Origin of the sequence: Actinospineispora spinosispora DSM 44797, from assembly GCF_000429025.1 — a bacterium.
Lineage (GTDB): Bacteria > Actinomycetota > Actinomycetes > Mycobacteriales > Pseudonocardiaceae > Pseudonocardia > Pseudonocardia spinosispora.
The window spans coordinates 180,583-206,614 of the sequence record NZ_AUBB01000006.1; the positions used below are offsets into that span (position 1 = coordinate 180,583).

The 26,032-nt window shown below is 70.2% G+C and carries 25 protein-coding genes; 5 read left to right on the plus strand and 20 right to left on the minus strand.

The genetic code is table 11. The features are described from left to right. Window positions 1-125: 125 nt before the first annotated feature. Entirely contained in the window at window positions 126-953 is an 828-nt protein-coding gene (locus G406_RS0100895) for a peptidylprolyl isomerase (RefSeq protein ID WP_037074589.1), read from the plus strand. Between the two features lie 53 nt (window positions 954-1,006). On the opposite strand, the gene G406_RS0100900 is transcribed toward G406_RS0100895, so the two are convergent. The 15 genes from G406_RS0100900 to G406_RS43930 form a co-directional block, all read right to left on the minus strand. Then, window positions 1,007-3,370 (minus strand): RelA/SpoT family protein, encoded by a 2,364-nt coding sequence (locus G406_RS0100900; protein ID WP_084215680.1) that lies wholly within the window; start codon window positions 3,368-3,370, stop codon window positions 1,007-1,009. A gap of 115 nt (window positions 3,371-3,485) precedes the next feature. After that, window positions 3,486-4,016 carry an adenine phosphoribosyltransferase gene (locus G406_RS0100905; protein ID WP_084215681.1) on the minus strand — a complete coding sequence of 177 codons (531 nt, stop codon included), beginning with the start codon at window positions 4,014-4,016 and terminating at the stop codon, window positions 3,486-3,488. Then, a complete protein-coding gene (secF, locus tag G406_RS43920) occupies window positions 4,013-5,260 on the minus strand; it encodes a protein translocase subunit SecF (RefSeq protein WP_051341265.1) in 1,248 nt (415 codons plus the stop codon). Before secF ends, G406_RS0100905 begins: the two co-directional genes overlap by 4 nt. A gap of 1 nt (window position 5,261) precedes the next feature. Then, window positions 5,262-7,139, minus strand: a complete 1,878-nt coding sequence (gene secD, locus G406_RS0100915; RefSeq protein WP_028932321.1) for a protein translocase subunit SecD — start codon at window positions 7,137-7,139, stop codon at window positions 5,262-5,264. Window positions 7,140-7,249: 110 nt separating this feature from the next. Then, a complete protein-coding gene (yajC, locus tag G406_RS43925) occupies window positions 7,250-7,687 on the minus strand; it encodes a preprotein translocase subunit YajC (RefSeq protein WP_051341267.1) in 438 nt (145 codons plus the stop codon). Window positions 7,688-7,729: 42 nt separating this feature from the next. Beyond that, complete coding sequence (gene ruvB / locus G406_RS0100925; RefSeq protein ID WP_028932322.1) at window positions 7,730-8,776, minus strand: Holliday junction branch migration DNA helicase RuvB; 1,047 nt, start codon at window positions 8,774-8,776, stop codon at window positions 7,730-7,732. Window positions 8,777-8,783: 7 nt separating this feature from the next. Next, complete coding sequence (gene ruvA / locus G406_RS0100930; protein ID WP_028932323.1) at window positions 8,784-9,386, minus strand: Holliday junction branch migration protein RuvA; 603 nt, start codon at window positions 9,384-9,386, stop codon at window positions 8,784-8,786. Window positions 9,387-9,391: 5 nt separating this feature from the next. Beyond that, on the minus strand, window positions 9,392-9,958 hold the full coding sequence (ruvC, locus tag G406_RS0100935; RefSeq protein ID WP_028932324.1) for a crossover junction endodeoxyribonuclease RuvC: 567 nt from the start codon (window positions 9,956-9,958) through the stop codon (window positions 9,392-9,394). A 139-nt stretch (window positions 9,959-10,097) separates the two neighbouring features. After that, window positions 10,098-11,069, minus strand: coding sequence for an amidohydrolase family protein (locus G406_RS0100940; RefSeq protein WP_028932325.1), 972 nt, complete (start codon window positions 11,067-11,069; stop codon window positions 10,098-10,100). 16 nt (window positions 11,070-11,085) lie between these two features. Next, a complete protein-coding gene (locus G406_RS0100945) occupies window positions 11,086-11,718 on the minus strand; it encodes a nucleoside/nucleotide kinase family protein (protein WP_028932326.1) in 633 nt (210 codons plus the stop codon). Then, window positions 11,715-12,656 carry a PfkB family carbohydrate kinase gene (locus G406_RS0100950; protein WP_037074590.1) on the minus strand — a complete coding sequence of 314 codons (942 nt, stop codon included), beginning with the start codon at window positions 12,654-12,656 and terminating at the stop codon, window positions 11,715-11,717. Before G406_RS0100950 ends, G406_RS0100945 begins: the two co-directional genes overlap by 4 nt. Continuing rightward, on the minus strand, window positions 12,653-13,477 hold the full coding sequence (locus G406_RS0100955) for an ATP-binding cassette domain-containing protein (RefSeq protein ID WP_028932328.1): 825 nt from the start codon (window positions 13,475-13,477) through the stop codon (window positions 12,653-12,655). The genes G406_RS0100950 and G406_RS0100955 overlap by 4 nt, the downstream gene beginning before the upstream one ends. After that, a complete protein-coding gene (locus G406_RS0100960) occupies window positions 13,474-14,454 on the minus strand; it encodes an ABC transporter permease (protein ID WP_028932329.1) in 981 nt (326 codons plus the stop codon). Before G406_RS0100960 ends, G406_RS0100955 begins: the two co-directional genes overlap by 4 nt. 7 nt (window positions 14,455-14,461) lie before the next feature. Beyond that, complete coding sequence (locus G406_RS0100965; RefSeq protein WP_425414561.1) at window positions 14,462-15,475, minus strand: substrate-binding domain-containing protein; 1,014 nt, start codon at window positions 15,473-15,475, stop codon at window positions 14,462-14,464. A gap of 142 nt (window positions 15,476-15,617) precedes the next feature. Further along, complete coding sequence (locus tag G406_RS43930) at window positions 15,618-16,178, minus strand: TetR/AcrR family transcriptional regulator (protein WP_051341269.1); 561 nt, start codon at window positions 16,176-16,178, stop codon at window positions 15,618-15,620. Between the two features lie 90 nt (window positions 16,179-16,268). On the opposite strand from G406_RS43930, the gene G406_RS43935 reads away from it, so the two are divergent. Further along, window positions 16,269-16,901, plus strand: coding sequence for a cupin domain-containing protein (locus G406_RS43935; protein ID WP_084215683.1), 633 nt, complete (start codon window positions 16,269-16,271; stop codon window positions 16,899-16,901). Here G406_RS43935 and G406_RS0100980 read toward each other — a convergent pair. Both G406_RS0100980 and pdxT read right to left on the minus strand, forming a co-directional pair. Then, window positions 16,850-17,608, minus strand: a complete 759-nt coding sequence (locus G406_RS0100980; RefSeq protein ID WP_028932331.1) for a YebC/PmpR family DNA-binding transcriptional regulator — start codon at window positions 17,606-17,608, stop codon at window positions 16,850-16,852. The two genes, G406_RS43935 and G406_RS0100980, sit on opposite strands and share 52 nt — an antisense overlap. A gap of 43 nt (window positions 17,609-17,651) precedes the next feature. Beyond that, window positions 17,652-18,287, minus strand: coding sequence for a pyridoxal 5'-phosphate synthase glutaminase subunit PdxT (gene pdxT, locus G406_RS0100985; protein WP_156934619.1), 636 nt, complete (start codon window positions 18,285-18,287; stop codon window positions 17,652-17,654). Between the two features lie 122 nt (window positions 18,288-18,409). On the opposite strand from pdxT, the gene G406_RS0100990 reads away from it, so the two are divergent. Beyond that, a complete protein-coding gene (locus G406_RS0100990; protein WP_028932333.1) occupies window positions 18,410-20,518 on the plus strand; it encodes an elongation factor G-like protein EF-G2 in 2,109 nt (702 codons plus the stop codon). Between the two features lie 32 nt (window positions 20,519-20,550). On the opposite strand, the gene G406_RS0100995 is transcribed toward G406_RS0100990, so the two are convergent. From G406_RS0100995 to G406_RS43940, 3 genes are all read right to left on the minus strand, one after another. Then, window positions 20,551-22,143: an APC family permease gene (locus tag G406_RS0100995; RefSeq protein WP_028932334.1), complete on the minus strand. Its 1,593-nt coding sequence runs from the start codon at window positions 22,141-22,143 to the stop codon at window positions 20,551-20,553. Window positions 22,144-22,263: 120 nt separating this feature from the next. After that, complete coding sequence (locus G406_RS0101000; RefSeq protein ID WP_028932335.1) at window positions 22,264-23,271, minus strand: cytochrome d ubiquinol oxidase subunit II; 1,008 nt, start codon at window positions 23,269-23,271, stop codon at window positions 22,264-22,266. Continuing rightward, window positions 23,268-24,593: a cytochrome ubiquinol oxidase subunit I gene (locus G406_RS43940; protein ID WP_051341271.1), complete on the minus strand. Its 1,326-nt coding sequence runs from the start codon at window positions 24,591-24,593 to the stop codon at window positions 23,268-23,270. Before G406_RS43940 ends, G406_RS0101000 begins: the two co-directional genes overlap by 4 nt. Before the next feature lie 78 nt (window positions 24,594-24,671). Between G406_RS43940 and G406_RS0101010 the strand changes: the two genes are divergently transcribed. Both G406_RS0101010 and G406_RS0101015 read left to right on the plus strand, forming a co-directional pair. Further along, the gene (locus G406_RS0101010; protein ID WP_028932336.1) at window positions 24,672-25,013 is read left to right on the plus strand and encodes a BlaI/MecI/CopY family transcriptional regulator; all 342 of its coding nucleotides are present in this window, start codon (window positions 24,672-24,674) and stop codon (window positions 25,011-25,013) included. Further along, the gene (locus G406_RS0101015; protein WP_028932337.1) at window positions 25,010-25,912 is read left to right on the plus strand and encodes a M56 family metallopeptidase; all 903 of its coding nucleotides are present in this window, start codon (window positions 25,010-25,012) and stop codon (window positions 25,910-25,912) included. The genes G406_RS0101010 and G406_RS0101015 overlap by 4 nt, the downstream gene beginning before the upstream one ends. Window positions 25,913-26,032: the final 120 nt, after the last annotated feature.

Below are 26,032 nucleotides of genomic sequence, written 5' to 3' on the forward strand. Positions count from 1 at the left end.
AACCAGCCTAGTGGGAGCCTCGATGCGGCCAATCGGGTGCGGTCGTTAGTGTGACTACCGGTCGGCGGGACTCGTGATACTCGCGAACCGCCCGTATGTCGTTCAGGATTGAGAGGACATCAGCGGTGTCGAGCAGCAACCAGCAGCGCCGGGAGGCCGCAAAACGCAAGCTCGACCGCCAGCAGGCGCATCGGGCACAGCGCGCCCAGCGACGCAAGCAGGTAGCGGCGGTCACCGCGGCTGTCGTCGTGATCGCGGTGATCGCCGCGATCGTGCTGGTCACGGTCGCCAGCACGACCTCGTCGGCCCCGAACGCGGCCGGCCCGCCCTCGGTGACCACGACGCCGCCCGGGCCGTGCACGTTCACCGCCACGCCGGAGGAGCCCGCGTCCCGCCCGGTGTCGCTGCCGACCGAGACCAACCCGCCGAAGACCGGCACCGTGTCGGTCACGGTGAACACCACGCAAGGTGTCCTGCCGCTCACGCTGAACCGCGCCGAGGCGCCGTGCACCGTGGCGAGCTTCGTGCACCTGGCCACCGCCGGGTTCTTCAACAACACGCCGTGCCACCGTCTGATCAACATGTCCGGGCTGAAGGCACTGCAGTGCGGCGACCCGACCGGCAGCGGCACCGGCGGCCCCGGCTACACGATCCCGGACGAGCCGCCGAACAACCTGGCTCCCGGCCAGCAGGGCGCCGCGATCTACCCCAAGGGTTCGATCGCGATGGCGAACACCGGGCAGCCGAACAGCGGCGGTAGCCAGTTCTTCCTGGTCTACGAGGACTCGCAGCTGCCGCCCGAGTACACGGTGTTCGGCACGATCGGCGCGCCGGGCATCCAGGCGCTGCAGAAGGTCGCGGCCGGCGGCGACGACGGTTCGCTGAACCCGTCCCCCGGCGGCGGAAAGCCGAAGCTGGCCACCACCCTGCAGACCGTCACCGTCAACCCGTAGACACCCGTGAGTGGCGAGTGGTCTCAGAGGACCACTCGCCACTCACGGGTAGTTCAGCGGGCTGAGGTGACCCGGTAGACGTCGTAGACGCCTTCCACACTGCGGACCACGCGCAGCAGGTGACCGAGGTGCTTCGGGTCGCCCATCTCGAACGCGAAGCGGGAGACCGCGACCCGGTCCCGCGAGGTGGTTACCGAGGCGGACAGGATGTTGACCTTCTCGTCGGCCAGCACCTTCGTCACGTCGGACAGCAGGCGGTGCCGGTCGAGCGCCTCGACCTGGATGCTGACCAGGAACATCGCGCTCGGCGACGCCGACCACTCGACCTCGACGAGCCGTTCGCTCTGACCGCGCAGCGACTCGGAGTTCGTGCAGTCCGCCCGGTGCACGCTGACCGCGCCGCCCCTGGTGACGAACCCGAGGATGTCGTCGCCCGGCACAGGGGTGCAGCAGCGCGCGAGCTTGACCCACACGTCCGTCATGCCGCCCGTGTCGCCGACGACCGCGACGCCGGAGTCGCCGCTGGACCGACGGCGCTGCACGGTCGAGGGGGTGGCGCGCTCGGCGAGCTCCTCCTCGGCGTCCTCGACACCGCCGAGCAGAGCGACCAGCCGGGACACCACGTGCCGCGCGGACGCGTGGCTCTCCCCCACCGCTGCGTACAGGCCGGACAGGTCGGGATAGTGCAGCTCACGGGCCAGCGCGGCCATCGAGTCGACCGAGGCCAGGCGCTGCAGCGGCATGCCGGTGCGGCGCGCTTCCCTGGTAATCGCGTCCTTGCCCGCCTCGATCGCCTCCTCGCGGCGCTCCTTGGCGAACCAGTGCCGAATCTTGGCCTTGGCACGCGGCGAGGCGACGAAGGTCAGCCAGTCACGGCTGGGGCCCGCGCCGTCGGCCTTCGAGGTGAAGATCTCGATGACCTCACCGTTCTCCAGCGTGCGTTCGAGCGCGACGAGCCTGCCGTTGACCCGGGATCCGATACAGCGGTGACCGACCTCGGTGTGCACGGCGTACGCGAAGTCCACCGGCGTCGAACCGGTCGGCAGGGTCACGACGTCACCCTTGGGCGTGAACACGAAGATCTCGCGGGTCGCCAGATCGAAGCGCAGTGACTCCAGGAACTCACCCGGGTCGGCGGCCTCCCGCTGCCAGTCCAGCAGCTGACGCATCCAGGCCATCTCGTCGACGTCGACGGCCTGGCCGTTGGCACCGCCGTGCGTGCCGCGGCTCTCCTTGTAGCGCCAGTGCGCCGCGATGCCGTACTCGGCGGTGCGGTGCATGTCCCCGGTGCGGATCTGTACTTCGAGGGGCTTGCCGTCCGGACCGATGACCGTGGTGTGCAGTGACTGGTAGACACCGAAGCGGGGCTGGGCGATGTAGTCCTTGAACCGCCCGGGCATCGGCTGCCACAGCGCGTGGACCATGCCCATCGCGGCGTAGCAGTCGCGCACGTCGTCGACCAGGATGCGCACGCCGACCAGGTCGTGGATGTCGTCGAAGTCCTTGCCCTTGACGATCATCTTCCGGTAGATCGAGTAGTACTGCTTCGGCCGGCCCTCGACGGTCGCCGAGATGCGCGCGCCCTCCAGCTGCGCGTTGACCTCGTCGATGACCTGGCGAAGGTAGGTGTCCCGCGACGGTGCGCGGTCGGCGACCAGTCGCACGATCTCGTCGTACTTCTTCGGGTGCAGCAGCGCGAACGCCAGGTCTTCCAGCTCCCACTTGACCGTGGCCATGCCGAGCCGGTGCGCGAGCGGGGCGAACACTTCCAGGGTCTCGCGTGCTTTACGGGCCTGCTTCTCCGGCGGCAGGAACCGCATCGTGCGCATGTTGTGCAGCCGGTCCGACAGCTTGATGACCAGGACCCGGGGGTCCCGTGCCATCGCCACCACCATCTTGCGGATGGTCTCGGCCTCGGCGGCGGCACCCAGTTTCACCTTGTCCAGCTTGGTGACGCCGTCGACCAGGTGGGCGACCTCGTCGCCGAAGTCGGCGCCCAGCTCTTCGAGGCTGTAGCCGGTGTCCTCGACCGTGTCGTGCAGCAATGCCGCGACCAGGGTGATCGTGTCCATACCCAACTCGGCGAGGATCGTCGCGACCGCGAGCGGGTGGGTGATGTACGGGTCGCCGGACTTGCGCTTCTGCCCGTCGTGCCGTTCGTCCGCGACCTGGTAGGCGCGCTGCAGCAACGCGAGGTCGGCGTTCGGGTGCAGCTGGCGGTGGACCGCGGCCAGCGGTTCGAGGACCGGTTTGACCGCGCCCGGCCTAGGCGAGGAGATGCGCCGCGCGATGCGGGCCCTGACCCTGCGGGTCGCGGACGGCCGGCCGGGCGTGCCCGGCACCGCGACCGGGCGCGGCGACGCTGCCGACGGAGAAGACTCGGCCGGCGGGGCCGGCCGCTGCTCGGCCGTACTCACGCGCGCTCCATCACACCAGGATAGCTAGGTATATCGAGCCGGGTTGACCACCCGCGCCGGTGGGCGCCGGGCGGTCAACCCGATCAGGTCGTTAACAGCGGGTGTACGGCGGCGATCAGCCCTCGAGCAGCGAGTGCACCGATCGACCCGGTAACCGGTCACGTCCGGCCAGCGCCGTCAGCTCGAGTAGCACGCCGATACCGGTCACCGTCGCGCCCACCTGCTCGATGAGCTCGCAGCTGGCCCGCAGCGTGCCGCCGGTGGCGAGCACGTCGTCCACCACGTACGCGCGGGCGCCCGGCTCGATGCATCCTTCCGGCAGCTCGAGTGTCGCCGTGCCGTACTCCAGCTCGTAGTCGCGGCGTGCCGCCACCCGGGGCAGTTTTCCCGCCTTGCGGACCGGCACCACCCCCACGCCCGCCGCCACCGCCACGGCGGCGCCGACCAGGAAGCCGCGCGCCTCGACGACGACCACCACGTCGGCGGACCGCGCGTGCTCGGCCATCGCCTCGACGACCGTCCCGAACGCCGTCGGGTCCGCGAGCACCGGGGTGATGTCGCGGAACAACACCCCCGGCGTCGGGTAGTCCGGTACGTCGCGGATCAGTCGGAAGGCGTCGGCCAGCCGCTCGGGAAGATCCGTCACCGCCGGCGCTTGCCGGTCGGACGGGCCGAGCTTCGACCGGACCGGGTGTTGCGGGTGCCCGAGGTCCGTCGGCTCGCCGCACTGCGCGCGGGAACACCGGCGGCCGCCGCCATCGCCCGTTCTCGGCGAAGCTCGCCGTCCAGGGCGGTGTCGTCGGTCGTGTCCAGCTCCTCGTCGCCGTCCGCGTCCACGACGCCGGACTCCTTGGCGCGCCGGGCGAACACCCGCTTGGCCTGCTGCTGGAACCGGACGTCGCGCATCTTCAGATCGACCAGGACCGGGGTGGCCAGGCAGATCGAGGACAGCGCGCCGGCCAGGATGCCGATCAGCTGGACGAGCGCCAGGTCGGCGAGCGTGCCGACACCGAGCAGACCCACACCGACGACGAGCAGACCGATGACCGGCAGCACCGCGATCAACGACGTGTTGATCGAGCGCATCAGGGTCTGGTTCAGCGCCAGGTTGGCCGTCTCGCCGTAGGTGCGCCTGGTCAGACCGAGCAGCCCCCGGCTGTTCTCCTTGACCTTGTCGAACACCACGACCGTGTCGTACAGCGAGAAGCCCAGGATCGTGAGCAGACCGATGACGGTCGACGGGCTGACCTCGAAGCCGATCAGCGAGTAGATACCGGCGGTGACCACCAGGTCGTGGATCAGCGCGACGAGCGCCGAGATCGCCATGGCGCGTTCGAAGTACACCGCGAGGAAGATCGTCACCAGCACCAGGAACACCGCGAGCGCGATCAGTGCCTGGGTGGTGATCTCACCACCCCAGGTGCCCGACACGGCGGTCCCGCTGATCGCGTTCGCGTCCGGTCGCCCGTTCGCGGCGAGCGGATGGAACTCGGTGAACAGCGCCTGTTTGACGGCCTGCTGCTCGGTGGCGGTGAGCGTCTCGGTCCGGATCTGTACCGTCTGGTTCGCACCGCTGCCGGCCAGCTGGACGACCGCCGAGTCGCCCTTGTCCTCCAGCGCCTCGTGCACGACGCCCGCCACGTGCTCGGTCGTCAGCTGACCTGTCGCGCCGGTGGTCGGGAACTGGATGCTCGTCCCGCCCTTGAAGTCGATGCTCAGGTTGAAGCCCTTGAACACCATCGAGCCGATGCAGATCAGGACCAGCACCGCGAAGAAGATGTAGAAGCCCTTGCGCCTGCCGACCAGGTCGAAGGCGCCGGTACCGGTGTGCAGCCTGCTGAGGAAACTGCTCCGTGACCTTGCCTGTGGCCGATGCTCTGTGTCCACCATTTCAGGCTCCCTTCGGGCCGACGGCCGTCTTGCGTGTCGCGGCCAGCCGCCTGCGCGCCACGCCGATTCGCGCGACCGCCCCCAGGCCGGACCATCTCGGGCTGCTGAAGATCCGCGAGTTGCCTGCCATCGCCACCAGCGGGTGCGTGACCAGGAAGACCACCACGAGGTCCAGCACCGTCGTCATGCCCAGGGTGAACGCGAAGCCCTTCACCTGACCGACGGCCAGCAGGTACAGCACGGCCGCCGCCAGGAACATGACCGCGTCGGCGGACAGGATCGTCCGCCGCGCCCTGACCCAGCCTCGTGGCACCGCCGCCTTGAAGCTGCGGCCCTCCCGTACCTCGTCCTTCAGCCGTTCGAAGAAGATCACGAAGGAGTCCGCGGTGATACCGATCGCCACGATGAAACCGGCGACACCGGCCAGGTCCAGGCTGAACCCGACCGATCGGCCGAGCAGGATCAGCACCGCGTAGACCAGCACCGCGGACAGGATCAACGACAGGATCGTCAACACCCCGAGCGCCCGGTAGTAGAACAGGCAGTAGATGAACACCAGACCCAGACCGATCGCACCGGCGATCAGGCCGGCCTGCAGCGAGGCGAGCCCCAGGGTCGCCGACACGGTCTGCGCGTCCGAGGTGGCGAAGGACAACGGCAGCGCGCCGTACTTCAGGATCCCGGACAGGTGCTGGGCCTCGGCCTGGGAGAACCGGCCCTGGATCTCGGTCGGGCCGTTGATCGGGCCGTTGATGACCGGCGCCGAGACGACCTCGCCGTCCAGCACGAACGCGGCCTGCTTGCCGACGTTCGCGGCCGTGTAGTCCGACCAGATGCGGGCACCCGCGCTCTTGAACGTCACGTTGATGACGTTCTCCGCGCGCTGCTGGTCGTACCCGGCACCCGCGGTGTCGATCTCGGTTCCGCGCAGGAACACCGGGCTCAGGATGTACTTCTCGGTGTCCTTCTGGTCGCACGTGACCAGCGGCTTGGTCGGGTCGTCGTACCCGCTCAGCACGTCGTTGCCGGCGCACTGCAGGTTCTGCAGCGCGAGCTGCTGAATGTTCGGGTCCGTGCTCTGCCGGGTCGCCCTGGCCAGCGCGATGCCCTTGACCAGCTGCGGGTCGGCGATGCTCTGCGTCGGGTCGGCCGGGTTCGGCGGCGGGTTCGGGTTCGGCGGGGCCGCCTTCTTCGGCAGCTGCATGGCGGCCTTGTTCTGAGCCGCGTTCTGGGCCGCCTTGTTCTCCGCCGAGGCCTTCTGCGCGGCCGGGTGCTGGCTCGCGGAAGCCTTCGTCGTCGCGTGCTGCGCGGGGTGCGGCTCGGGCGTCGCGGGAGTCGTCGGCGGTGCGTCGAGCAGCGAGACGGCTCCCAGCGGCGCGGACGAGCCGGGGCCGGGCTTGAGCGGCTGGGTGGGTGTCGTGCTGCCCGGCTTCGCGCCACCGGTACCGGGCGCGGCGGGCGCACCCGGAGTCCCCGGTGCCGGTGGCGGCGGTGTCGCCGTGTACGGCCCGCCGATCACCGTGCGCAGCTGCAGCTGGGCCGGCTGCGCCAGATCCTTCGCCTTGTCCCCCTGGTCACCGGGAACCGTGATGATCAGGTTGGAGCCGTCCTGCACCACCTCGGCGCCACTGATACCCAGGCCGTTGACCCGGGTGTCGATGATGCCCCTGGCGAGGGTCAGCTGTTCCTTGGAAGGCGGCTGTCCGTTGTCGGTGCGCGCGGTCAACGTGACCCGCGTGCCACCTTCCAGGTCGATACCCAGCTTGGGTTTCGGCTGGCGGTCACCGGTGAAGAACACCAGCGCGTAGAGCAGGACGACGATGCCAAGGAACGCCGCCAGATACCGCAATGGGCGGATGTGCCCGGCCGGTGGTGCCAACTCGAAAACCCTCTTCCACTGTGATCAACGCCCGGCGACCGACGGACAGCCCGGCGCGCGCGATGCTAGCGAGCGCCGGTGCGCCCGTTCACCGCAACCCTCTGGGCCACTCAGGCGTTGCCGCGCCCACCGGTGGTGCCGTTTGCCGAGGACTCGGGCTCGCTGTCGGCCTTCGTCTCGGTCTTCGCGTCGCCGCTGGGCGTGACCTCCGGCGTCGCGGTCGCTGACGGAGTCTCAGAAACCGGAGCCTCGATGCGCTCCTGCTCCGGGCCCTCGTCGGTGTGCTCGGCCTGCGGGTTGACCTTCTCCCGGACGGCCTGACGGATCCAGGTGGTGACCACGCCGGGCGCGATCTCGATGTCGATCGTGTCCTCGTAGCTGGCGTCCACGACGGTGCCGCGCAGACCGGAGGTGGTCATCACGACATCACCCTCGGTGATCGCCTTCTGGAGCTCGGCCATCTGCGCGGCGGCAGCCTTCTGCTTGCGGCCGCTGAGAAAGATCGGGATGAACAGGAGGATGATGAGGAGTGGGAACAGGTATTCCATGGTCTCCGTACTTCCGCGTGAGGGCAGTTGAGTTTGCCAGCCTCACGTCCCGAACAACGTAGGTGGGGGTTCCCCCTGCTCCCCCGCCGCGTTCGGCGGCGGCTCCAGGTTCAGGTGCCGCCAGGCACCGGCGGTGGCAACCCGGCCACGCGGTGTGCGCGCCAACATGCCGGCACGCACGAGATAAGGCTCGCAAACCTCTTCTACGGTAGCGGGTTCCTCGCCGACCGCGACGGCCAGCGTCGATACCCCGACCGGTCCGCCGCCGAAAGAACGCACCAGAGCGGTCAGCACGGCACGGTCCAGGCGGTCCAGACCGAGCTCGTCGACGTCGTACACGGCCAGCGCGGCGCGGGCGATGTCGCGGGTCACGGCACCGTCCGCGCGCACCTGCGCGTAGTCACGGACACGGCGCAGCAGCCGGTTCGCGATGCGGGGTGTGCCCCGCGAGCGCCGGGCGATCTCCTCGCCGCCGTCGGGGCGCAGGTCGACGTCGAGGATGACGGCGGCGCGACGCAGCACCTGCTCCAGCTCGGCGGGTTCGTAGAACTCCATGTGCGCGGTGAAGCCGAACCGGTCGCGCAGCGGCCCGGTCAGCGCGCCTGCCCGGGTGGTGGCCCCGACCAGTGTGAACGGTGCGACGTCCAGCGGGATGCTGGTCGCGCCCGGCCCCTTACCGACGACGACGTCGACCCGGAAGTCTTCCATCGCGAGGTACAGCATCTCCTCGGCGGGGCGGGCGATGCGGTGGATCTCGTCGATGAACAGCACGTCGCCGGGCAGCAGGTTGGACAGCATCGCGGCCAGGTCGCCGGCGCGTTCCAGCGCGGGCCCCGAGGTGATGCGGATCGCCGCACCCATCTCCGCCGCGATGATCATCGAGAGGCTCGTCTTGCCGAGACCGGGAGGACCGGACAACAGCACGTGGTCGGGCGGGTCGCCTCGACGGCGAGCACCTTCGAGGACCAGCTCGAGCTGTTCGCGGACCCGGGGCTGGCCGATGAACTCGGTCAGGCGCTTCGGGCGCAGTGTGGCCTCGGTGGCCAGGTCCTCGTCCTCGACGTGCGCGGACACCGCTGGATCGGTCACGGCCGCATCACCGCGCGTTGCCCAGCCTGCTCAGCGCGGTGCGCAGGGTCTTCGAGGTGTCCACCGGTCCCTCGCTGTTCTCCGCGAGCACGGCGTCGACGGTCTGCTCGGCCTGTTTCGCGGCGAACCCGAGCCCGATCAACGCCTCGACCACGTGGTCCCGGCCGGACGCCGGCACCGAGGCCGCCAGCTGGGTGCCACCCGTGGGCGCGGCGGTGACCTTGTCCCGCAGCTCCAGCGCCATGCGCTCGGCACCCTTGCGCCCGATGCCGGGGACGCGCATGAGCATCTTCAGGTCGCCGTCCACCAACGCCTGGCGCAACGCGTCGGGGTCCAGTACCGCGAGTGTGGCGAGTGCGACCTTGGGTCCGACACCGCTCACGGTCTGCAGCAACGTGAACAGCTCGCTCATGTCGGCGTCGGCGAAGCCGTAGAGCGTCAGCGAGTCCTCACGTACGACCAACACGGTGAACAGCCGCGACTCCTCGCCGCGACGCAGGGTCGCCAGCGTGCCGGGCGTCGCGTGCACGGCGAGACCGACCCCGCCGACCTCGACCACGGCGTGATCGAGCCCGATCGAGAGCACCGGTCCGCGCACCGAAGAGATCACTGCACTCACTTCCTCTTTGCCGCGGCCTCGGCCAGGCGCGCCCGATGCGCCTTGGCCAGCCTGTCGGAGGCCGCCTTGGCCTCGGCCATCCGGTCGATCATGGGACCACGCCAGCTGTGGCAGATGGCGAGCGCGAGGGCGTCGGCGACGTCGGCGGGACGCGGCTTCTCCTCCAGCCGGAGCAATCTGGTCACCATCGTGGTCACCTGTTCCTTCTCCGCCCGGCCCGAGCCGGTCACCGCCGCCTTGACCTCGCTGGGGGTATGGAACACCACGCGCAGTCCGGCCTGTGCGGCGACCAAGGCCACGACGCCACTGGCCTGCGCCGTGCCCATGACGGTGCGGATGTTGCTCTGGCTGAACACCCGCTCGATCGCGACGACGTCGGGCCGATGGGTGGCGATGACCTCGCGCACCGCGTCCGCGACGGTCAGCAGCCGACGTTCGACGGGCGAGTCCGGCGGCGTGCGCACCACACCGAAGTCGACGCAGCTGACCTGCCGCCCACCGGTCCCGTCGATCACCCCGAAGCCACAGCGGGTCAGTCCGGGGTCGACGCCGAGCACCCGCATGACGACGCCCCCCTCCTCGACGACCACGAACGCCTGTTCGACGGCTGAGGTTACCGGTCACCCCCACGCGCCCCGGCACCCGACGCGCCGCAGCTCACAACCCGTGAGTGATTTGGGCTGCCATGGCAGCCCAAATCACTCACGGGTTGTTCTTGGTGCCGCCCATGCGGAACAGCCTCTCGGCGGTACCGTGGGCGATGGCTTCCTTGTCGTTCGGGCTGAGCGGGACGCGGTCCAGGAAGTCCTGGGACGCGCCCATGGTCCAGTACGGGTAGTCGGCGGAGAACATGATCCGTTCGACACCCACCTGGAGCACCAGGTCCAGGAAGACCGAGCTGTAGTTGAACCCGCTGGTCGTGTAGTAGAGGTTCTCCCGGAGGTAGGCGCCGACCGGGCGCTTCAACCCGGTCACGTCACTCGTGAGCGAGGTCTCCACGCGGGGCATCATCGACACGAGCCCCTCCCCGAGGTGACCGATGACGACCTGCAGCTCGGGGTAGCGGTCGAACACACCCCCGACGATCATCCGCAGGACGTGCACGGCGGTGTCGATGTGCCAGCCCCAGGCCCAGCTGGACAGCCGCGCGGTCACCTCCGGGGCGAACCCCGAGTACGAGGCGTCGATCACCGCCTGAGGCGGCGGCATCGGGTGCAGGTAGACCGGCATCCCCAGCTTCTCGGCCTGCTCCAGGATCGGCCAGAAGTGGGTGTCGTCCAGGTAGCGGCCCCGGGTGTGGCCGTTGATCAGCACACCGACGAACCCGTACTCCTCCCGTGTGCGGGTCAGCTCGTTCGCGGCGTCGACCGGCGCGGCGGTCGGCACGGTGGCGAACCCGGCGAACCGGTCGGGGTAGCGCCGCACCGCCTGCCCCCGGTGGTCGTTCTCCTGCCGCGCGATCGCCACGGCGGTCTCGGCGTCGAGCTGTTCCACGCCGGGCGGACCGAGCGACAGGATCTGCACGTCGATGCCGGCCTCGTCCATCGCGGCGATCCGGCGCTCGCCGATGTCACCGAGCTTGTCGGCGAGGTCGACGTCGCGCTTCAGGTGGGGCGCGATCGCGTCCAGGTAGCCGGGACTCGCGTGGTGCTCTTCGAGCGTGATCGTGCGCATGCCGGTTCCCCCTCGGTCATCCGATATCCGACATCGTGACTACCAGATCGGCGCGGAGCCTGGTCTCAGCGACCGTGCGGGCGTTGCGCTCGTCCGAGCCCAGCGTCCGTTCCCAGGCCTCCTCGGGGGTGCGGCCGTAGAACTCGTGACGCGCGGCGAGCCTGCGTTTGCGCAGGTCGTCGTCGACATCGACGAACCACACCTCGTCGCACAGGTCGCGGACCGACCCCCACGGGCCGTCGAGCAACAGGTAGTTGCCCTCGGTGATGACCAGCTCGACCTCGGACGGCACCGGGACCGCCGACTGGATCGCGTCCTCGATCTCCCTGCGGAACTCCGGCGCCCACACCAGCTGCTCGGCCGGGTCGCGCAACCTGCGCAGCATCGCCACGTAGCCGGCGGCGTCGAACGTCTCCGGAGCGCCCTTGACCTCTCTGAGCCCCAGCTCGCGCAGGGATCGGTCGGCGATGTGGAACCCGTCCATCCCGACCAGCGCGGCACGCACACCCTTGGCGTTGACCTCGGCCAGCAGCGCCTCGGCGAACGTGGACTTGCCGCCGCCGGGCTGCCCCGCGATGCCCAGCAGTGCACGCCCTCGCCCGGCCAGCCGACAGGCCCGCGTCACGTGCTCCTCGGCGAGCGGGCTCACCGGGCCCTGGCCAGACCGGCCAGCTCCGTCGCGGCCGCGCTCAGCTCGGCCTCATCGAGCCAGGCGCGCGCACCCAGCCGACCGCATCTGATCGCGGCGACCCTGGAGGCGAACGACGCGGCGGCGTGCACCGACGCCGCTCCCCCGGCGACGGCCGCCGCGAGCGCGCCGTGGAACACGTCCCCGGCGCCGAGCGTGTCCACCGGCCGCACCCGGGGCACCTCGACGCCGCCGCGCTCGCCGTCGAGGGTGCTCCACCGGACCGGCCTCGGGCCGTCCGTCACCAGCACCGTCGGCACGCCGCGCCGATGCAGGTGGTCGGCGACGCCGTACGGGTCATCGCCGGCTCGTCTGCCGTCGGGCGGGGTGAAGTCCGCCGAGCAGGCCGCCACCTCGATCCGGGGCAGCAGGCGGGCGACCTCGTCCTTCCAGCTGCCGGCGTCCAGCAGCACCGGGACGTTCGCCTGCGCCGCGAGGGTGGCGACCCGGGCGGCGACCGCGGGATGGTGGCCGTCCACCAGGACCGCGCCCGCGCCGTCGAGGACCCGGTTGACGACGGCGGTCGCCTCGACACCCCGGTTGCCCAGTGCACCCGGCGAGACGACCGTCCGGTCACCGGTGTGCACGTCGACGAGCGCGCTGGCCACGGGTAGCCGCCAGCCCGGCGGCGCGAGGTCCACGACCTCGACGCCGTGCTCCGCCAGGTCGGCGTGCACCGCGGTCGTCACCGGACCGTCCCCGATCGCGGTGACCAGCCGGGCACGTCCCAGCAGCGCCGCGGCGGTGACCGCGGCATTGGCGGCGGGTCCGCCCGCCACCAGCTCACCACCGACCGACCGCTCCTTGCGTCCCCAGGTCGGCGGCCCGGACACGTGGTGCACGACGTCGAGCGTGGTCAGCCCGACACACAGCACGATGCCGCGCGGCGACCGGTTCACTCGGCCGGCCGGTGGTTGAGCTCGGCCTTCTGGTCGACCAGCTCGCCGCTCTCGGTGAGCCGCAACGCACCGGTCATGAGCGACACCACCTCGTTCATCGCGTAGTCGTCCGGTTTGACCACCGCGACCCGCTTGCCCAACCGATGTACATGGATCCGATCCGCGATCTCGAACACGTGCGGCATGTTATGGCTGATCAACACAACCGGCAGCCCGCTGTCCCGAATTCGCCGGATCAGGTCCAGCACCATCGACGACTCCCGCACGCCGAGCGCGGCCGTCGGCTCGTCCATGATCGCCAGCTTGCTGGCGAACATCGCCGCCCTGGCCACCGCGACGGCCTGACGTTGACCACCGGACAGCGTCTCGACCAGCTGACCGATGTTCTGCACGGTCGCCACACCGAGCGCGTCGAGCTGGCGCTGCGCCTCCTGCCGCATGCCGCGCCGGTCCAGCGTCCGGAACAGGGTCCCGAACAGGTCCTTCCTGCGGCGTTCCCTGCCCAGGAACAGGTTGCCCGCGATGTCCATGGCCGGCGCGACGGCGAGGCTCTGGTAGACGGTCTCGATGCCCGCCTTGCGTGCATCGAGTGGCGAGTGGAACCGCACCTCCTGCCCGTCCAGCCAGACGGTCCCCTCGTCCGGGATGGTCGCGCCGCACAGCACCTTGATCAGGCTGGACTTGCCCGCGCCGTTGTCCCCGATCACCGCGAGGACCTCGCCCCGGCGCAGGTCGAAGTCGGCACCGTCGATCGCGGTCACGCTGCCGTAGCGTTTGACCAGGCCCTCGGCCCGCAGCACCGCGTCGCTCGGATCGCTCACCGGGACCTCCTCCTGGCCAGCTGGTCCAGCGCGACGGCGAGGATGACCAACAGGCCGGTCGCCACGTCCTGGTACAGCTCGTCGATGCCGGCCTGGGTGAGCCCGCTGCGCAGCACACTCACGATCAACGCGCCGACCAGCGTGCCCAGCACCCCGCCCCGGCCGCCGAACAGGCTCGTGCCACCGATCACGACGGCGGTGATGCTGTCCAGGTTGCCGGTCTGGTAGGCGTTCGGGTCCGCATTGGGGATGCGGCCGAGCGCCTGCCAGGCGGCGAACCCGTAGATCACCCCGGCCAGCAGGTACACGCTGAACAGGGTGCGGTTGACGTGGATACCGGTCAGCCGCGCGGCCTCCGGGTCGTTGCCGAGCGCGTAGACGTGTCTGCCCCACGCGGTGCGGGTCAGCCCGTACCAGACCAGCCCGAACATGATCAGCGCGAGCAGCATCCCGACGGTCAGCTCGATCTGCCCGAACAGGTAGAAGCGCTGCCCGAGGACGGTGAGCAGGCCGCCGCCGATCGGGTAGCTCTGCCCGGCCGCGTAGATGCGTGCTGACGCCGCGACCACGGTCAGCATGCCGAGCGTCACGATGAACGGCGGCAGCCGCAGCGAGGTGACCAGCAGACCGGAGATCGACCCGACCACGGCGCACAGCACGACACCGGCCACCAGCGCGCCGAACCCACCGGCGCCGGCGAGCTTCGCGATGAGCAGCGTGCCGAACACCATGATCGCGCCGTTGGCCAGGTCGATGCCGGCGGTCAGGATGATCAGTGTCTGGCCGAGAGCCAGCGTCCCGACCACGAGCGACTGCTGCACCACGAGGCTGAGGTTGTCCGCGCTGAGGAACGTGTTGGTGATCAGCGAGAACACCACGAGGGCCAGCAGCAGCGCGCAGCTCGGCCCCAACGCGGGGTACTGCAGCACCAGGTCGGAGACGGTGACCCGGCGCCGCTGTCCTACCACCGTGCTCATCGAAGGATCAGCCCCAGCAGTTCTGGGCACCGTAGGTGGTGTCCTTCGACGGCAGACCCGCGACCGGCTTGTCCGTGATCAGCTCGGAGCCGGTGTCGTGGAAACCGCTGGCCTTGGTGCCGGTCTTGGCGAAGTTGACCACCGCGGCGACACCTTCGGCCGCCATCTTCTTCGGGAACTGCATGACGGTCGCGGCGTACTTGCCGGCTTTGACGTCCGCGACGCCCTGGCAGCCGCCGTCGATCGAACCGATGACGACCTTGCCGGTGAGGTTCTTCGCGGCCAGCGCCGCGTAGACGCCGCGGCCGATCGGCTCGTTCATCGTGTACGCGGCGTTGACGTCGGTGGAGCGCTGCAGCAGGTTCTCGGTGACCTGCTGGGCGATGTTCTGGTCGCCGTTCGCGTCGCCGGCGCCGACGATCTGCGGGGCGCCCTCGGCCAGTCCGATCCCCTTGAGGAAACCGGTGTGCCGCTGGGTGTCGACCGCGGCGCCCGGGGTGCCGTTGACCATGAGCAGCTTCGGCTCGGCACCGTTCAGCGCGGCCTTGACGTAGGCGCCCTGCTTCTCGCCTGCGCTCGTGTTGTCGGTCGCCCAGGTCGCGTCGACCGCGTCCTTGGGGTCGGTCTCGGTGTCCAGCGCGATGACCGTGATGCCCCGGTCCTTGGCCTGCTTGAGCGCGTTGATGATGCCGCCGGAGTTGCTCGGCGTGATCAGGATGCCCTTGACGCCCTGCTGCACGAGGTTCTCGATGGCCGAGACCTGGCCCTCGTTGTCCCCGTCGAACTTGCCGGCGAGCGCGACCAGCTCCGCACCCTGCTGCTGCGCGGCCGCCTTGGCCGCCTCGCGCAGTGTCACGAAGTACGGGTTGGTGTCGGTCTTCGTGACCAGCCCGATCTTGATCGGGCCGGACGAGGCGTCGGAACCGCCCCCGCCCGTGCGTTGCGAGGTGCACCCCGCCGCGCACAGCACCGCTACCGAACCGATGAGCACCAGCTTGATCAGTGTCCGCGAACGTCCCACCACGGCGACGACCTCCTTGTCGAGTCGAGAACCCGAGTCGGATGCCGTCCCCCTCAGCGGCTCGGCCGGGTGTGGGAGAAGGTTAAGAGTACTGATCGACTGGCGCGCCCCCCAAATGGCGAAAACTTGCGCAACCCGTCCGTCATGGCGACAGGAAGGCCGCGGTCGCCTCATCGGCCAGGAGGGCGGCGGGCGGGGCGTCGGGGTCGGTTTGGGCCAGCTGCATCAGGCCGAGAATGGCCGCGTAGGCGACCCGTGCGCGGGAGGCCGCTCGGTCCGGGGGCAGACCCAGCTCGCCGTAGGTACGAGCCAGAAGGTCCAAGCGGGCCCGGTTCACCCCTCGGACCGCGTCCGCGACCCGGGGATCGTTGCGGTCGCCGAGCAGGCTCAGGTGCACCGACGGGGCCAGCGGCTGGACCGCGTGCACGACGACGGTGAGCAGTTCACGCAGTCGCTGTGCCGGATCGGCGATCGCGGCGAACGCGGCGAGTCCGTCGTCGCCGTGGCTGCGCACCCACTCGTCGAGCGCCGCCGTGATCAGCTCGTCCCGGTTGCGGTAGTGCGCGTAGAAGCTGCCCTTGGTCACGCCGAGCGTCCGCGCGAGCGGTTCGACCGCGACCGAGGTGAGCCCGCCCCGCGCGATCGCCTTCAGCGCGGCACGCGCCCAGTCCTGGGCCGACAACCGGGCCGACTCGTTCGCCACGGGCAGCAGGATACGCCAGCGTATTGACGGTCCCGCGAGCCCAGGATACGGTAGCGTATCAATACGCCACCGTATCAAAGGGTTGCCTGCATGGAACACGCCAGGATTCGCCGAGTGGTCACCGGGCACGACACCGACGGAAAGGCCCGGGTCGTCGACGACCGGGACGTCGAGCCGATCACGTCCGAGATACTGCCCGGCTACGCCTTCTACCGGCTGTGGGGCCGGGACGAGCGCCCCACGTTCCCCGACGACGGCTCACCGCGCGGCGCGCACGCGTACTACCCGCCCACGAGCGGCTCACGCTTCATGATCAATACATTTCCGCCGGGCGAGCCAGTGCCACCCCCGGACGTCGACATGGCCACGGCCCTGGACGAGCTGGAACGGCGGATGCCGGGCGCGACAGCCCCCATGGAACCCGACACCCCTGGGATGCACACCACCGACAGCATCGACTACATCCTGGTCGTATCCGGCGAGGCGACGCTGGAGCTCGACGACGGCGAGCAGACGGTCCTGCGGGCGGGCGACGTGGTCGTCCAGAACGGCACCCGACACGCCTGGCGCAACCGCGGCACCGAGCCCTGCACGATCGTCGGCATCGCCATCGGCGCCGACCGCACGCCCAACCCCCGCGAGTCGGGGAGCCCGACTCGCGGGGTGGGGCGTCAGGCGTCGACCTCGGCCATGACCTCGTCGGAGACGTCGAAGTTCGCGTAGACGTTCTGGACCTCGTCGCTGTCCTCGAGGGCGTCGATCAGCTTGAAGACCTTGCGTGCGCCGTCGGCGTCCAGCTCGACCGAGACCGACGGCAGGAAGGTCAGGTCGGCAGAGTCGTAGTCGATGCCGGCCTCCTGCAACGCCGTACGCACCGGGACCATGTCGGTGGCCTCGGAGACGACCTCGTAGGACTCGCCGAGGTCGTTGACCTCCTCGGCGCCGGCCTCCAGTACCGCGAGCAGGATGTCGTCCTCCGAGGACACCGTGTCCGACTTCGGCACGATCACGACGCCCTTGCGGGTGAACAGATAGGCCACCGAGCCCGGGTCGGCCATGTTGGCGCCGTTGCGGGTCATCGCGGTGCGCACCTCGGAGGCGGCGCGGTTGCGGTTGTCGGTCAGACACTCGACGAGGACGGCAACGCCGTTCGGGCCGTAGCCCTCGTAGGTGATCGACTGGTAGTCCGCGCCGGCGCCGTCCGCGCCCGAGCCGCGCTTGACCGCGCGGTCGATGTTGTCGTTCGGGACGGAGCTCTTCTTGGCCTTCTGGATCGCGTCGTAGAGCGTCGGGTTACCCGCCGGGTCTCCCCCACCGTTGCGCGCGGCCACCTCGACGTTCTTGATCAGCTTGGCAAACATCTTGCCGCGCTTGGCGTCGATGGCGGCCTTTTTGTGCTTGGTGGTCGCCCACTTGGAATGGCCGCTCACGGATGCCCCTTCCTCAGCGTTGAGCCGTGTGTACGTCCGGGGGCTAGCCGATCGCCGTGTCCAGTGATCGGGTACCGCCTCGGACCAGGTCGCAGAACAGGCGATGAACCCGCCCGTCACCGGTCAGCTCGGGATGGAACGCGGTAGCCAGCACCATCCCCTGCCGAACCGCAACGATCCTACCCTCGGCCTCTCCCGCCTCCGGTCGGCGCGGCACCGTAGCCAGCACTTCGACGTCCGGGCCCGCCGATTCGACCCACGGTGCCCTGATGAACACGGCGTGCACCGGACCCCCTTCGAGGCCGGTCATGCTCAGGTCGGTCTCGAACGAGTCGACCTGACGGCCGAACGCGTTGCGCCGCACGACGACGTCGAGGCCACCCAGCTGTTTCTGGTCCGGGCGGCCGTCGAGCACCGTGCCGGCCAGCAGGATCATGCCGGCGCACGAGCCGTAGGCGGGCATGCCGTCGGCGATCCGGGCGCGCAGCGGCTCCAGCAGTTCGAAGGTCTCCAGCAGGCGGCTCATGGTGGTCGACTCGCCACCGGGGAGTACGAGTGCGTCCACCGCGTCCAGCTCGCTCGGCCGGCGGACCGACACGGCCCGGACTCCGGAGTCACTCAACGCGGCAAGGTGTTCGCGAACGTCGCCCTGTAGGGCGAGCACGCCGACGGTCGTCATGGTCGCCAGGGTAGGCGAGCACCGATCGAGACCCGCTGAACCCCTTGTCCCCACCCGGCAACGGGTGTGAGATCGGACACATGAGGGAGGGGTTAACGAGAGACTAATCGGAGGTGGTTGTCATGGCGGTCAGAGCTGACGCCGGCCAGGTGACCGGGGCGATCATGGCCGGCGACCCGACAGCGATTCGGAACGTGGCCCTGGTCGGACCGTCCGGTGCCGGGAAGACGACGCTCGTCGAGGCACTGCTGGCCTCGACCGGCGTGATTCCCCGGGCCGGCACGATCGGCGAGGGCAGCACCATCTGCGACCACGACCCCGCCGCGGTCCGCCAGCAGCGCTCGGTCGCACTCTCCGTCGCCCCCCTGCGCCACGACGGCGTCAAGATCAACCTGATCGACACCCCCGGGTACGGGGACTTCGTCGGCGAGGTCCGCGCCGGTCTGCGCGCCGCCGACGCCGCGCTCTTCGTGGTGAGCGCCGCCGAAGGAGCCGACGGCGGTATCGACGCCGCCACCGTGTCGCTGTGGGCCGAATGCGCTGCTGTCGGCATGCCGCGCGGTGTCATCGTCGCCCGCTGCGACCACCAGCGCGCCGATCTCGAGGTCGAGATCGACAGCTGCCGGCAGGCCTTCGGCGGCGGGGTGCTGCCGCTGTACCTGCCGATGCGCGACGCCGGCCGGCTCAGCGGTCTCTACGGCCTGCTGTCCCGGACCGTCAGCGGCGGGACCGTCGACTCCGCCCCGCCCGACGCGGAGGACGCCAGGAACACCCTCATCGAGGGAATCATCGCCGAGAGCGAGGACGAGTCGCTCATGGACCGCTACCTCGAGGGCGAGGAGATCGAGACCGACGTCCTGATCGCCGACCTGGAGAAGGCGGTGTGCCAGGGCAGTTTCCACCCGGTGGTGCCGGTCTGTGCATCGTCCGGCACTGGTCTGCCCGAGCTGCTGGAACTGATCGTGCGTGGCTTCCCCTCCCCCGTCGAGCACCCGCTGCCGCCGGTGAGCGCACCCGACGGTTCGACCCATCCCGCCCTGTCGGCCGACCCGACCGGGCCGTTGGCCGCCGAGGTGGTCCGCACCTCCGCCGACGCCTACGTCGGCCGGGTGTCGCTGGTCAGGGTGTTCTCCGGCACGCTGCGCCCGGAGGGCACGGTGCACGTGTCCGGGCACGGTCTCAGCACCAACGGCGAGGCCAACGACCACGACGGCGACGAACGACTCGCGCACATCTACTCACCACTGGGTTCGTCCCTGCGCGAGATCCCCAACTGCGTCGCGGGCGACATCTGCGCGCTCACCAAGCTGAACTCCGCGGAGACCGGGGACACCGTCTCGGCCAGCAACCACCCGCTGCTGCTCGACCCGTGGGAGCTGCCGGACCCGTTGCTGCCGGTCGCGGTCGTCGCGCACACCCGGGGCGACGAGGACGCGCTGGTCAAGACCCTCGCCCGGCTCGTCGCCTCGGATCCGACGCTGCGGCTGGAACGCAACCAGGAGACCCACCAGACGGTGCTGTGGTGCATGGGCGAGGCGCACGCGGACGTCGTGCTGTCCCGGCTGCGGGCCGGCGGCGCAGAGGTCGACACCGAGCCGGTGCGCGTCGCGCTGCGCCAGACGTTCGCGCAGCCGGGGAAGGCGACCGGGCGGCACGTCAAGCAGTCCGGAGGGCACGGCCAGTTCGCGATCTGCCACGTCGAGGTCGAGCCGCTGCCGAGGGGTTCCGGGTTCGAGTTCGTGTCCAAGGTGGTCGGTGGTTCGGTGCCGACCCAGTACGTCCCGAGTGTGGAGAAGGGCGTCCGCGCGCAGATGGAGCGCGGTCTGACCGAGGGCGTCCCGCTCGTCGATCTGCGCTTCACGCTGGTCGACGGCAAGGCACACAGCGTCGACTCGTCGGACGCGGCGTTCCAGACGGCCGGAGCGCTCGCGCTGCGTGAGGCCGCGAGCAGCTGCGGCAGCGTGCTGCTCGAACCGGTCGACGAGGTCACCGTCGCCATTCCCGACGAGCACCTGGGCAGCATCCTGGGCGACCTGTCGGCACGACGCGGTCGTGTGCTGGGTACCGACATCGACGACACGGCTCCCGGCGGCGGCCGCACGGTGGTCCGCGCCGAGGTCCCCTCGGTGGAGCTGCTGCGCTACGCGGTGGACGTCCGCGCACTGACCTCAGGCACCGCGACGTTCACCCGTCGCTTCGCCCGCTACGAGCAGGCCCCACCCACCTCGTGAGTGTTGAGTGTGGCTATGGCCATACTCAACACTCACGAGGGATCGGGGGCGTCGACCCTGCGCATCACGTCGGGGTGGGCCCGCAGGTAGGCGGTGCCGCTCGCGGTGCCCCAGAAGTAGATCGCCATGGCCACCACCGCGACGATCAGCGAGTCCCACGGGCCCTTGATCAGACCTACGCCCTCGAAGCTGCCGATCGACGACATCGCGTAGAGGAACGCGAGGTAGACCAGCAGCCACAGGCCGCCGCGCAGCTCCTCGAACCCGTGGCGCTGGCGTACCCAGGTGACCGCGTACCAGACCAGCCCGGCCACCACGATCGGAATGGTCTCGGCCAGGGTCGGCCAGTCCACCCAGTAGATGACCAGTGCACTGACCACGAACGCGATCGGCGAGATGATCCCCAGGCCGGGCAGCTGGTTGGCCCGCGTCGTCACCCCGGTCCTGCGGAACGCCAGGAGGCTCACGGAGCCGATGGAGAAGGTGAACACGACGAGCGTGCCGGTCACCCCGACGATCTTGTGCCAGCTGGGCAGCGGCAGCAGGAACAGCATGCCGACCACGAAGTTCAGGATCAGCGCCCTGGTCGGCACACCCCAGCGCTCGTTCACGGTGCGCACCCAGCTGGGGAAGAAACCGTTCTTGGCCAGGCCGAACGCGTTACGGGCGTTGCACGCGGTGTAGCAGATGCCCGCGCCGGACGGGGAGAGCATCGAGTCGGCGATGAGTGTCCAGTACAGCCAGCTCAACCCGAGCAGCATGGCCAGCTGCGCGAACGGCGAGTCGAAGTTGACCCCGTGCCAGCCGGCGCCGAGCATCCCGCTGGGCACGGCGCCGAGAAACGCCACCTGCAGTCCCAGGTACAGCACGATCGTCGTCAGGATCGTGGTGACCAGCGCGGCCGGGATGTGCTTGCGCGGGTTCTTCACCTCACCGGACAGCTCGACGATGTTGCGGAAGCCGGTGTACGCGAACATCATGCCGGCGGTGGCGATCGTGCTCAGCGCCGCGCCGTAGCCGTACGGCGCGAACCCGCCGTGCCCGGTGATGTTGGTGCTGTCGAAGCCGGACGCGATCAGCAGCACGACGGTCGCGGTCGGGATCAGCACCTTGATCGCGGTGACGACGTTGTTCGTCCTCGCGAACAGCTCCACACCGAAGTAGTTGATCGCCACGAAGATCGCCATCAGGACGATCGCCACCCCGATGCCCAGCCCGGTGAGCTGCTTGTCCTGGTAGAGACCCGGAATGTAGGAACTCGCGTACTGCAGCACACCGGCCGCCTCGGTCGGCGGGTTGCCGAGGTAGCAGACCCACATGCTCCAGCCGACGATGCTGGCCGCGAACCGCCCGTTGGAGTACAGCGGATAGCGGACCAGGCCGCCCGACTCCGGGTGCGCGATGCCCAGCTCGGCGAACACCAGCGCGACGGCCAGCATCAACAGCCCGCCGATCACCCACGCGATGAGCGAGGCGGGGCCCGCGGACTGCGCCGCGTACATCGCGGAGAACAGCCATCCCGAGCCGATCACGCTGCCGAGCCCGGTGGCGACCAATGACCAGTAGCCGAGTGTCTTGCGGAGTTTGGCGTCCTCGTTCTGCCCGGAGTCGAGTATCGCGGTCATCGAACGAGTGTGAGCGCTTTCACCAGGACGTGCAGGTTCTGACCTTTCTCCGACAGCAACGGCAGCTCGCACAGAGTTTCTCTACGCCGCACAGAGGCCCCGGCCTCTGTGCGGCGTGCACTAGGTCTGTGCGAGCTGCTCGGGTTCGTCGGGCTGGGCGCGGAGGACTCGGACCATGAACAGGTAGCCGGGCGCTATCAGGGCCAGGCCCGTCAGCAGGACGCCCAGGACAGGGCCGGCGATCACCGGTGGCGCGGCCGAGTCGGTCAGGCGCATCGCGCCGGGCATGACCCACGGGTGCAGCGCGATCGCCCAGCCCGCCAGAAGGCCCGCGGGGGCCGCCGCGGCGGCGACCCTGGCCAGCGAGTGGTGTCTGCGCCACAGCAGCACCAGACCGAGCACTCCCCCGGTCGCCGACACCGCGACCGCGGGAAGACCCACCCCCCGCAGCTCCCCGGTCATCTCCGGCGGGAGCAGCGGCAGTGCGGCCAACGCGAGGGCACCGGACAGCACACCGGTGACCAGCGCCCGCCGGCGCAGACGCACGACGAGCGTCGGCGAGCCGATGCGTTCCGCGTCCCTGGTGAGGTAGACGGCCGCGAGGTACACACAGCAGCTCACCGCCAGCAGGCCCGCGACCAGCGGCAACGGCTCGAGGAACGGTCGCCACAGTCCCGCCGAGCCGTCCGGGCGCAGCTGTCCACCCGCCAGCGCACCCGCCGCCGTGCCGAACGCGAACGGCGTGACCAGCGAGGCGATCGCGAACACGCGGCCCCAGAGTGCCGTGCCCCGCACCGGTGTCCCGCCGTGCGGGGCCCCGTACTGGCGGAACACGAACGCCGCGCCACGCAGCACGATGCCGAGCAGTGCGACCGACACCGGCGCGACCAGCGCACGGGACAGGGCGCCGAACGCGCCGGGGAAGCCGGTGAACAGGGTGATCACCACGAAGATCAGCCAGACGTGGTTGGCCTCCCAGACCGGGGCCATCGCTTTCGACACGAGCTCGCGCTGCGGTCGGTTGCGACTCAGGTCCCACAGCCCGGCACCGAAGTCCGCGCCGCCGAGCACCGCGTACGCGGCCAGTCCGACGAACACCACCAGTGCCAGCCCGTCGATCGCGGTCATGCCGCCACCTCGTCCTTGAGTCGGATCGTCGTCGGGTCGGGAGGCGTCGGGCCCCGGGCGATCCGGCGCAGGATCGCCACCAGTGCGACCGCGAGCACCAGGTACACGGCGGCGGTCACATAGAGGTATGTGGCGAGCCCGGTCTGGGTGGTGAGCGCGTCGGGGACGCGCATGACGCGGTAGACGATCCACGGCTGGCGCCCGACCTCGGTCACGATCCAGCCGGCGATCAGCGCGACGAACGGTGCCGGTCCGGCGAGTGCCATGGCCAGCAGGAAGCCGCGCCCTCGGGTCGGGTGCTGCGCACCTCGGCGGTGACGCAGGTACAGCCACAGCGCCCATGCCGCGAGTGCCATCAGCGCGGTCCCGATGCCGGCCATGATCTGGAACGCGGCGTGCACCGAGGCGATCGGCGGACGGTCCAGCGGCGGGATCGCGTCCATGCCGACGACCCGCGCGTTCGGGTCGAAGTGCAGCAGCAGCGACAGCGCGTTCGGGATCTCGATCGGGCCCGCGTGGAACGGGGCGCCGTCCATCGTGTGGCTCAGGCTCTCCATCGCGGCGAACTTCGCCGGCTGGACGTCCGCGACCACACGTGTCGCCCAGTCGCCGACCAGGACCTGCAGCGGCGCGCAGGCGAGACCGAGCGCGGCGCCGGCGGCAAGGCCCCGGCGGTGGTAGCCGTCCCGTTTGGCGGGATCCCGCAGCATCGCCACCGCGTAGACGGCCGAGACGGCGAGGCCGGTGCACATCAGCGCGGCGAACCCCATGTGGACGAGCTGCGGCCCGGCGGTCGGCGCCATGAACGGACCCAGCGGCTCGGTGGCGACCAAGCGGCCGTCCGGCCCGGCGACCAGCCCGACCGGGCCGTTCATCCAGGCGTTCGCGGTGGTCACGAACAGCGCCGACGCCATACCGCCGAGCGCCACCGGCACGGCCGTGAGCAGGTGGGCCCTCGGGCTCAGCCGCTTCCAGCCGTACAGGTACAGCGCCAGGAAGATGGCCTCGATGAAGAAGGCGAACGACTCGAGGGTGAACGACAACCCGATCGCGGCGCCGAACTCGGCCATGAACTTCGGCCACAACAGGCCGAACTCGATCGAGAGGACGGTGCCGGACACGGCGCCGACCGCGAACAGCACGGCCACCGCCTTCGACCAGCGCTTGGCCAGCGCGGTCCAGCGCTCGTCGCCGGTGCGCAGGCCGCGCCACTCGGCGAACAGCATCAACCAGGGCATGCCCACCCCGAGAACCGCGAACACGATGTGGAAGCTCAGCGAGAGCTCCATCTGTTCCCGGGCGGCGGTCAGGTCATCGATCATGCAACCACCGTACTTCTACAACTCGTAGAAGTTCTACCTCTTGTAGAATGACGGTCATCACGATGACGAAGGAGGGCCATGGCGAGCCTCGGTGAGTTGGAACGTGCCGTCATGGACGTGCTGTGGGCCTCCCCGGAGCCCTGTACCGCACGCGATGTCCAGGACGCGCTCGCCGACCGCGACCTGGCCACGACCACGGTGTTGACCGTGCTCGGCAGGCTCGACCGCAAGGGTCTGGTCGCCAGGACGAAGGACGGCCGGGCACACCGCTACCGTGCCGCCGCGAGCCGGGAGCACCACATCGCGGCGTTGATGCGCGACGCGCTGGACGGCGCGCCGGACCGAGGTGCCGTGCTCGCGCGTTTTCTCGGTGACATGCCGGCGCACGACCAGGCCGCGCTGCGAGACCTGCTGCGGTGAGGACGACCGCGATCGCGCTGCTCGCGCTGGGTGTGGTGCTGGCCGAACCGGCCAGCCGGGCGCTGGCGCGTGCCCGGTGGCCGGCCCGCGACCCGATCGGTGCCCTGCTGTTGTGGCAGGCGATCGGGCTGGCCGGCGGACTGGCACTGGTCGGAGCCGGCGTCACCTACGGGCTCGCCCCACTCGGTGACTCGCTGCCTGCGGCGGCCGGCGCCCTCCCGTCGATGCGCTCCCTCACGGACATCGGGATCGACCACCTGCTGGCACTGGGCGTGGCGGTCCTGCTGGCAGGCCGACTGTTCGGCGTGCTCCTCCTGGCAGTCGTGCGCACACTGAAGGCGCGACGACGTCATCGGGACCTGCTCGACGTGCTGGCCACCCCGTGGCCCTCGATGGCGGGCGCCCGAGTGCTGGCCCATCCGCTGCCGGTGGCCTACTGCCTGCCCGGGTTGCGTTCGCGGCTGGTGGTCAGCGAAGGAACCCTCGCCGCGCTGGCCCCCGACGAGCTCGACGCGGTCCTGGCGCACGAACGCGCCCACCTGCGTGAACGCCACGACCTGGTGGTGCTGCCCTTCGTCGCGTGGGGGGCCACCGCGCCCTGGGTGCCGGGCATGGCCTGCGCCCAGGCAGCCGTGGCCGCGCTCGTCGAGATGCGAGCCGACGACGTGGCACGCGACCGCACCGGCGAGGCCGCGCTGGCCGGCGCGCTGCGCCAGGTCGCGGGCACCGGAGCCACCCCCACACCGGCGAACCTGACGTCCTTCTCCTCAGCGGTGACCGGCCGCCTGGACCGCCTGCACCCCGAGGCCGCACCCGTCTCACCGCTGGCCAGAGCACTCCCCCGCCTGGCGGCCCTCGCCCTGGTGGCGGTCCCCACGATCACGCTCCTCGCCACCTGACAACCACCCAGCCCACCTACCCCCACCCACACCCGCACCCGCACCCGCACCCACAGCCGCCCCCGCAGCCGCCCCCCGCACAACCCCACCCGCACCCACAGCCCCATCTGCACCTCCCCC

Bases quoted from the DNA above. Each gene is read 5' to 3' on its own strand.
- secF (WP_051341265.1), bottom strand. From the start codon at position 5,260: ATGGTGGACACAGAGCATCGGCCACAGGCAAGGTCACGGAGCAGTTTC.
- yajC (WP_051341267.1), bottom strand. From the start codon at position 7,687: ATGGAATACCTGTTCCCACTCCTCATCATCCTCCTGTTCATCCCGATC.
- ruvC (WP_028932324.1), bottom strand. From the start codon at position 9,958: ATGCGGGTGCTCGGCGTCGACCCCGGACTGACCCGCTGTGGCTTCGGG.
- G406_RS0100940 (WP_028932325.1), bottom strand. From the start codon at position 11,069: ATGCGCACGATCACGCTCGAAGAGCACCACGCGAGTCCCGGCTACCTG.
- G406_RS0100960 (WP_028932329.1), bottom strand. From the start codon at position 14,454: ATGAGCACGGTGGTAGGACAGCGGCGCCGGGTCACCGTCTCCGACCTG.
- G406_RS43935 (WP_084215683.1), top strand. From the start codon at position 16,269: ATGGAACACGCCAGGATTCGCCGAGTGGTCACCGGGCACGACACCGAC.
- pdxT (WP_156934619.1), bottom strand. From the start codon at position 18,287: ATGACGACCGTCGGCGTGCTCGCCCTACAGGGCGACGTTCGCGAACAC.
- G406_RS0100990 (WP_028932333.1), top strand. From the start codon at position 18,410: ATGGCGGTCAGAGCTGACGCCGGCCAGGTGACCGGGGCGATCATGGCC.
- G406_RS0100995 (WP_028932334.1), bottom strand. From the start codon at position 22,143: ATGACCGCGATACTCGACTCCGGGCAGAACGAGGACGCCAAACTCCGC.
- G406_RS0101000 (WP_028932335.1), bottom strand. From the start codon at position 23,271: ATGACCGCGATCGACGGGCTGGCACTGGTGGTGTTCGTCGGACTGGCC.
- G406_RS43940 (WP_051341271.1), bottom strand. From the start codon at position 24,593: ATGATCGATGACCTGACCGCCGCCCGGGAACAGATGGAGCTCTCGCTG.
- G406_RS0101010 (WP_028932336.1), top strand. From the start codon at position 24,672: ATGGCGAGCCTCGGTGAGTTGGAACGTGCCGTCATGGACGTGCTGTGG.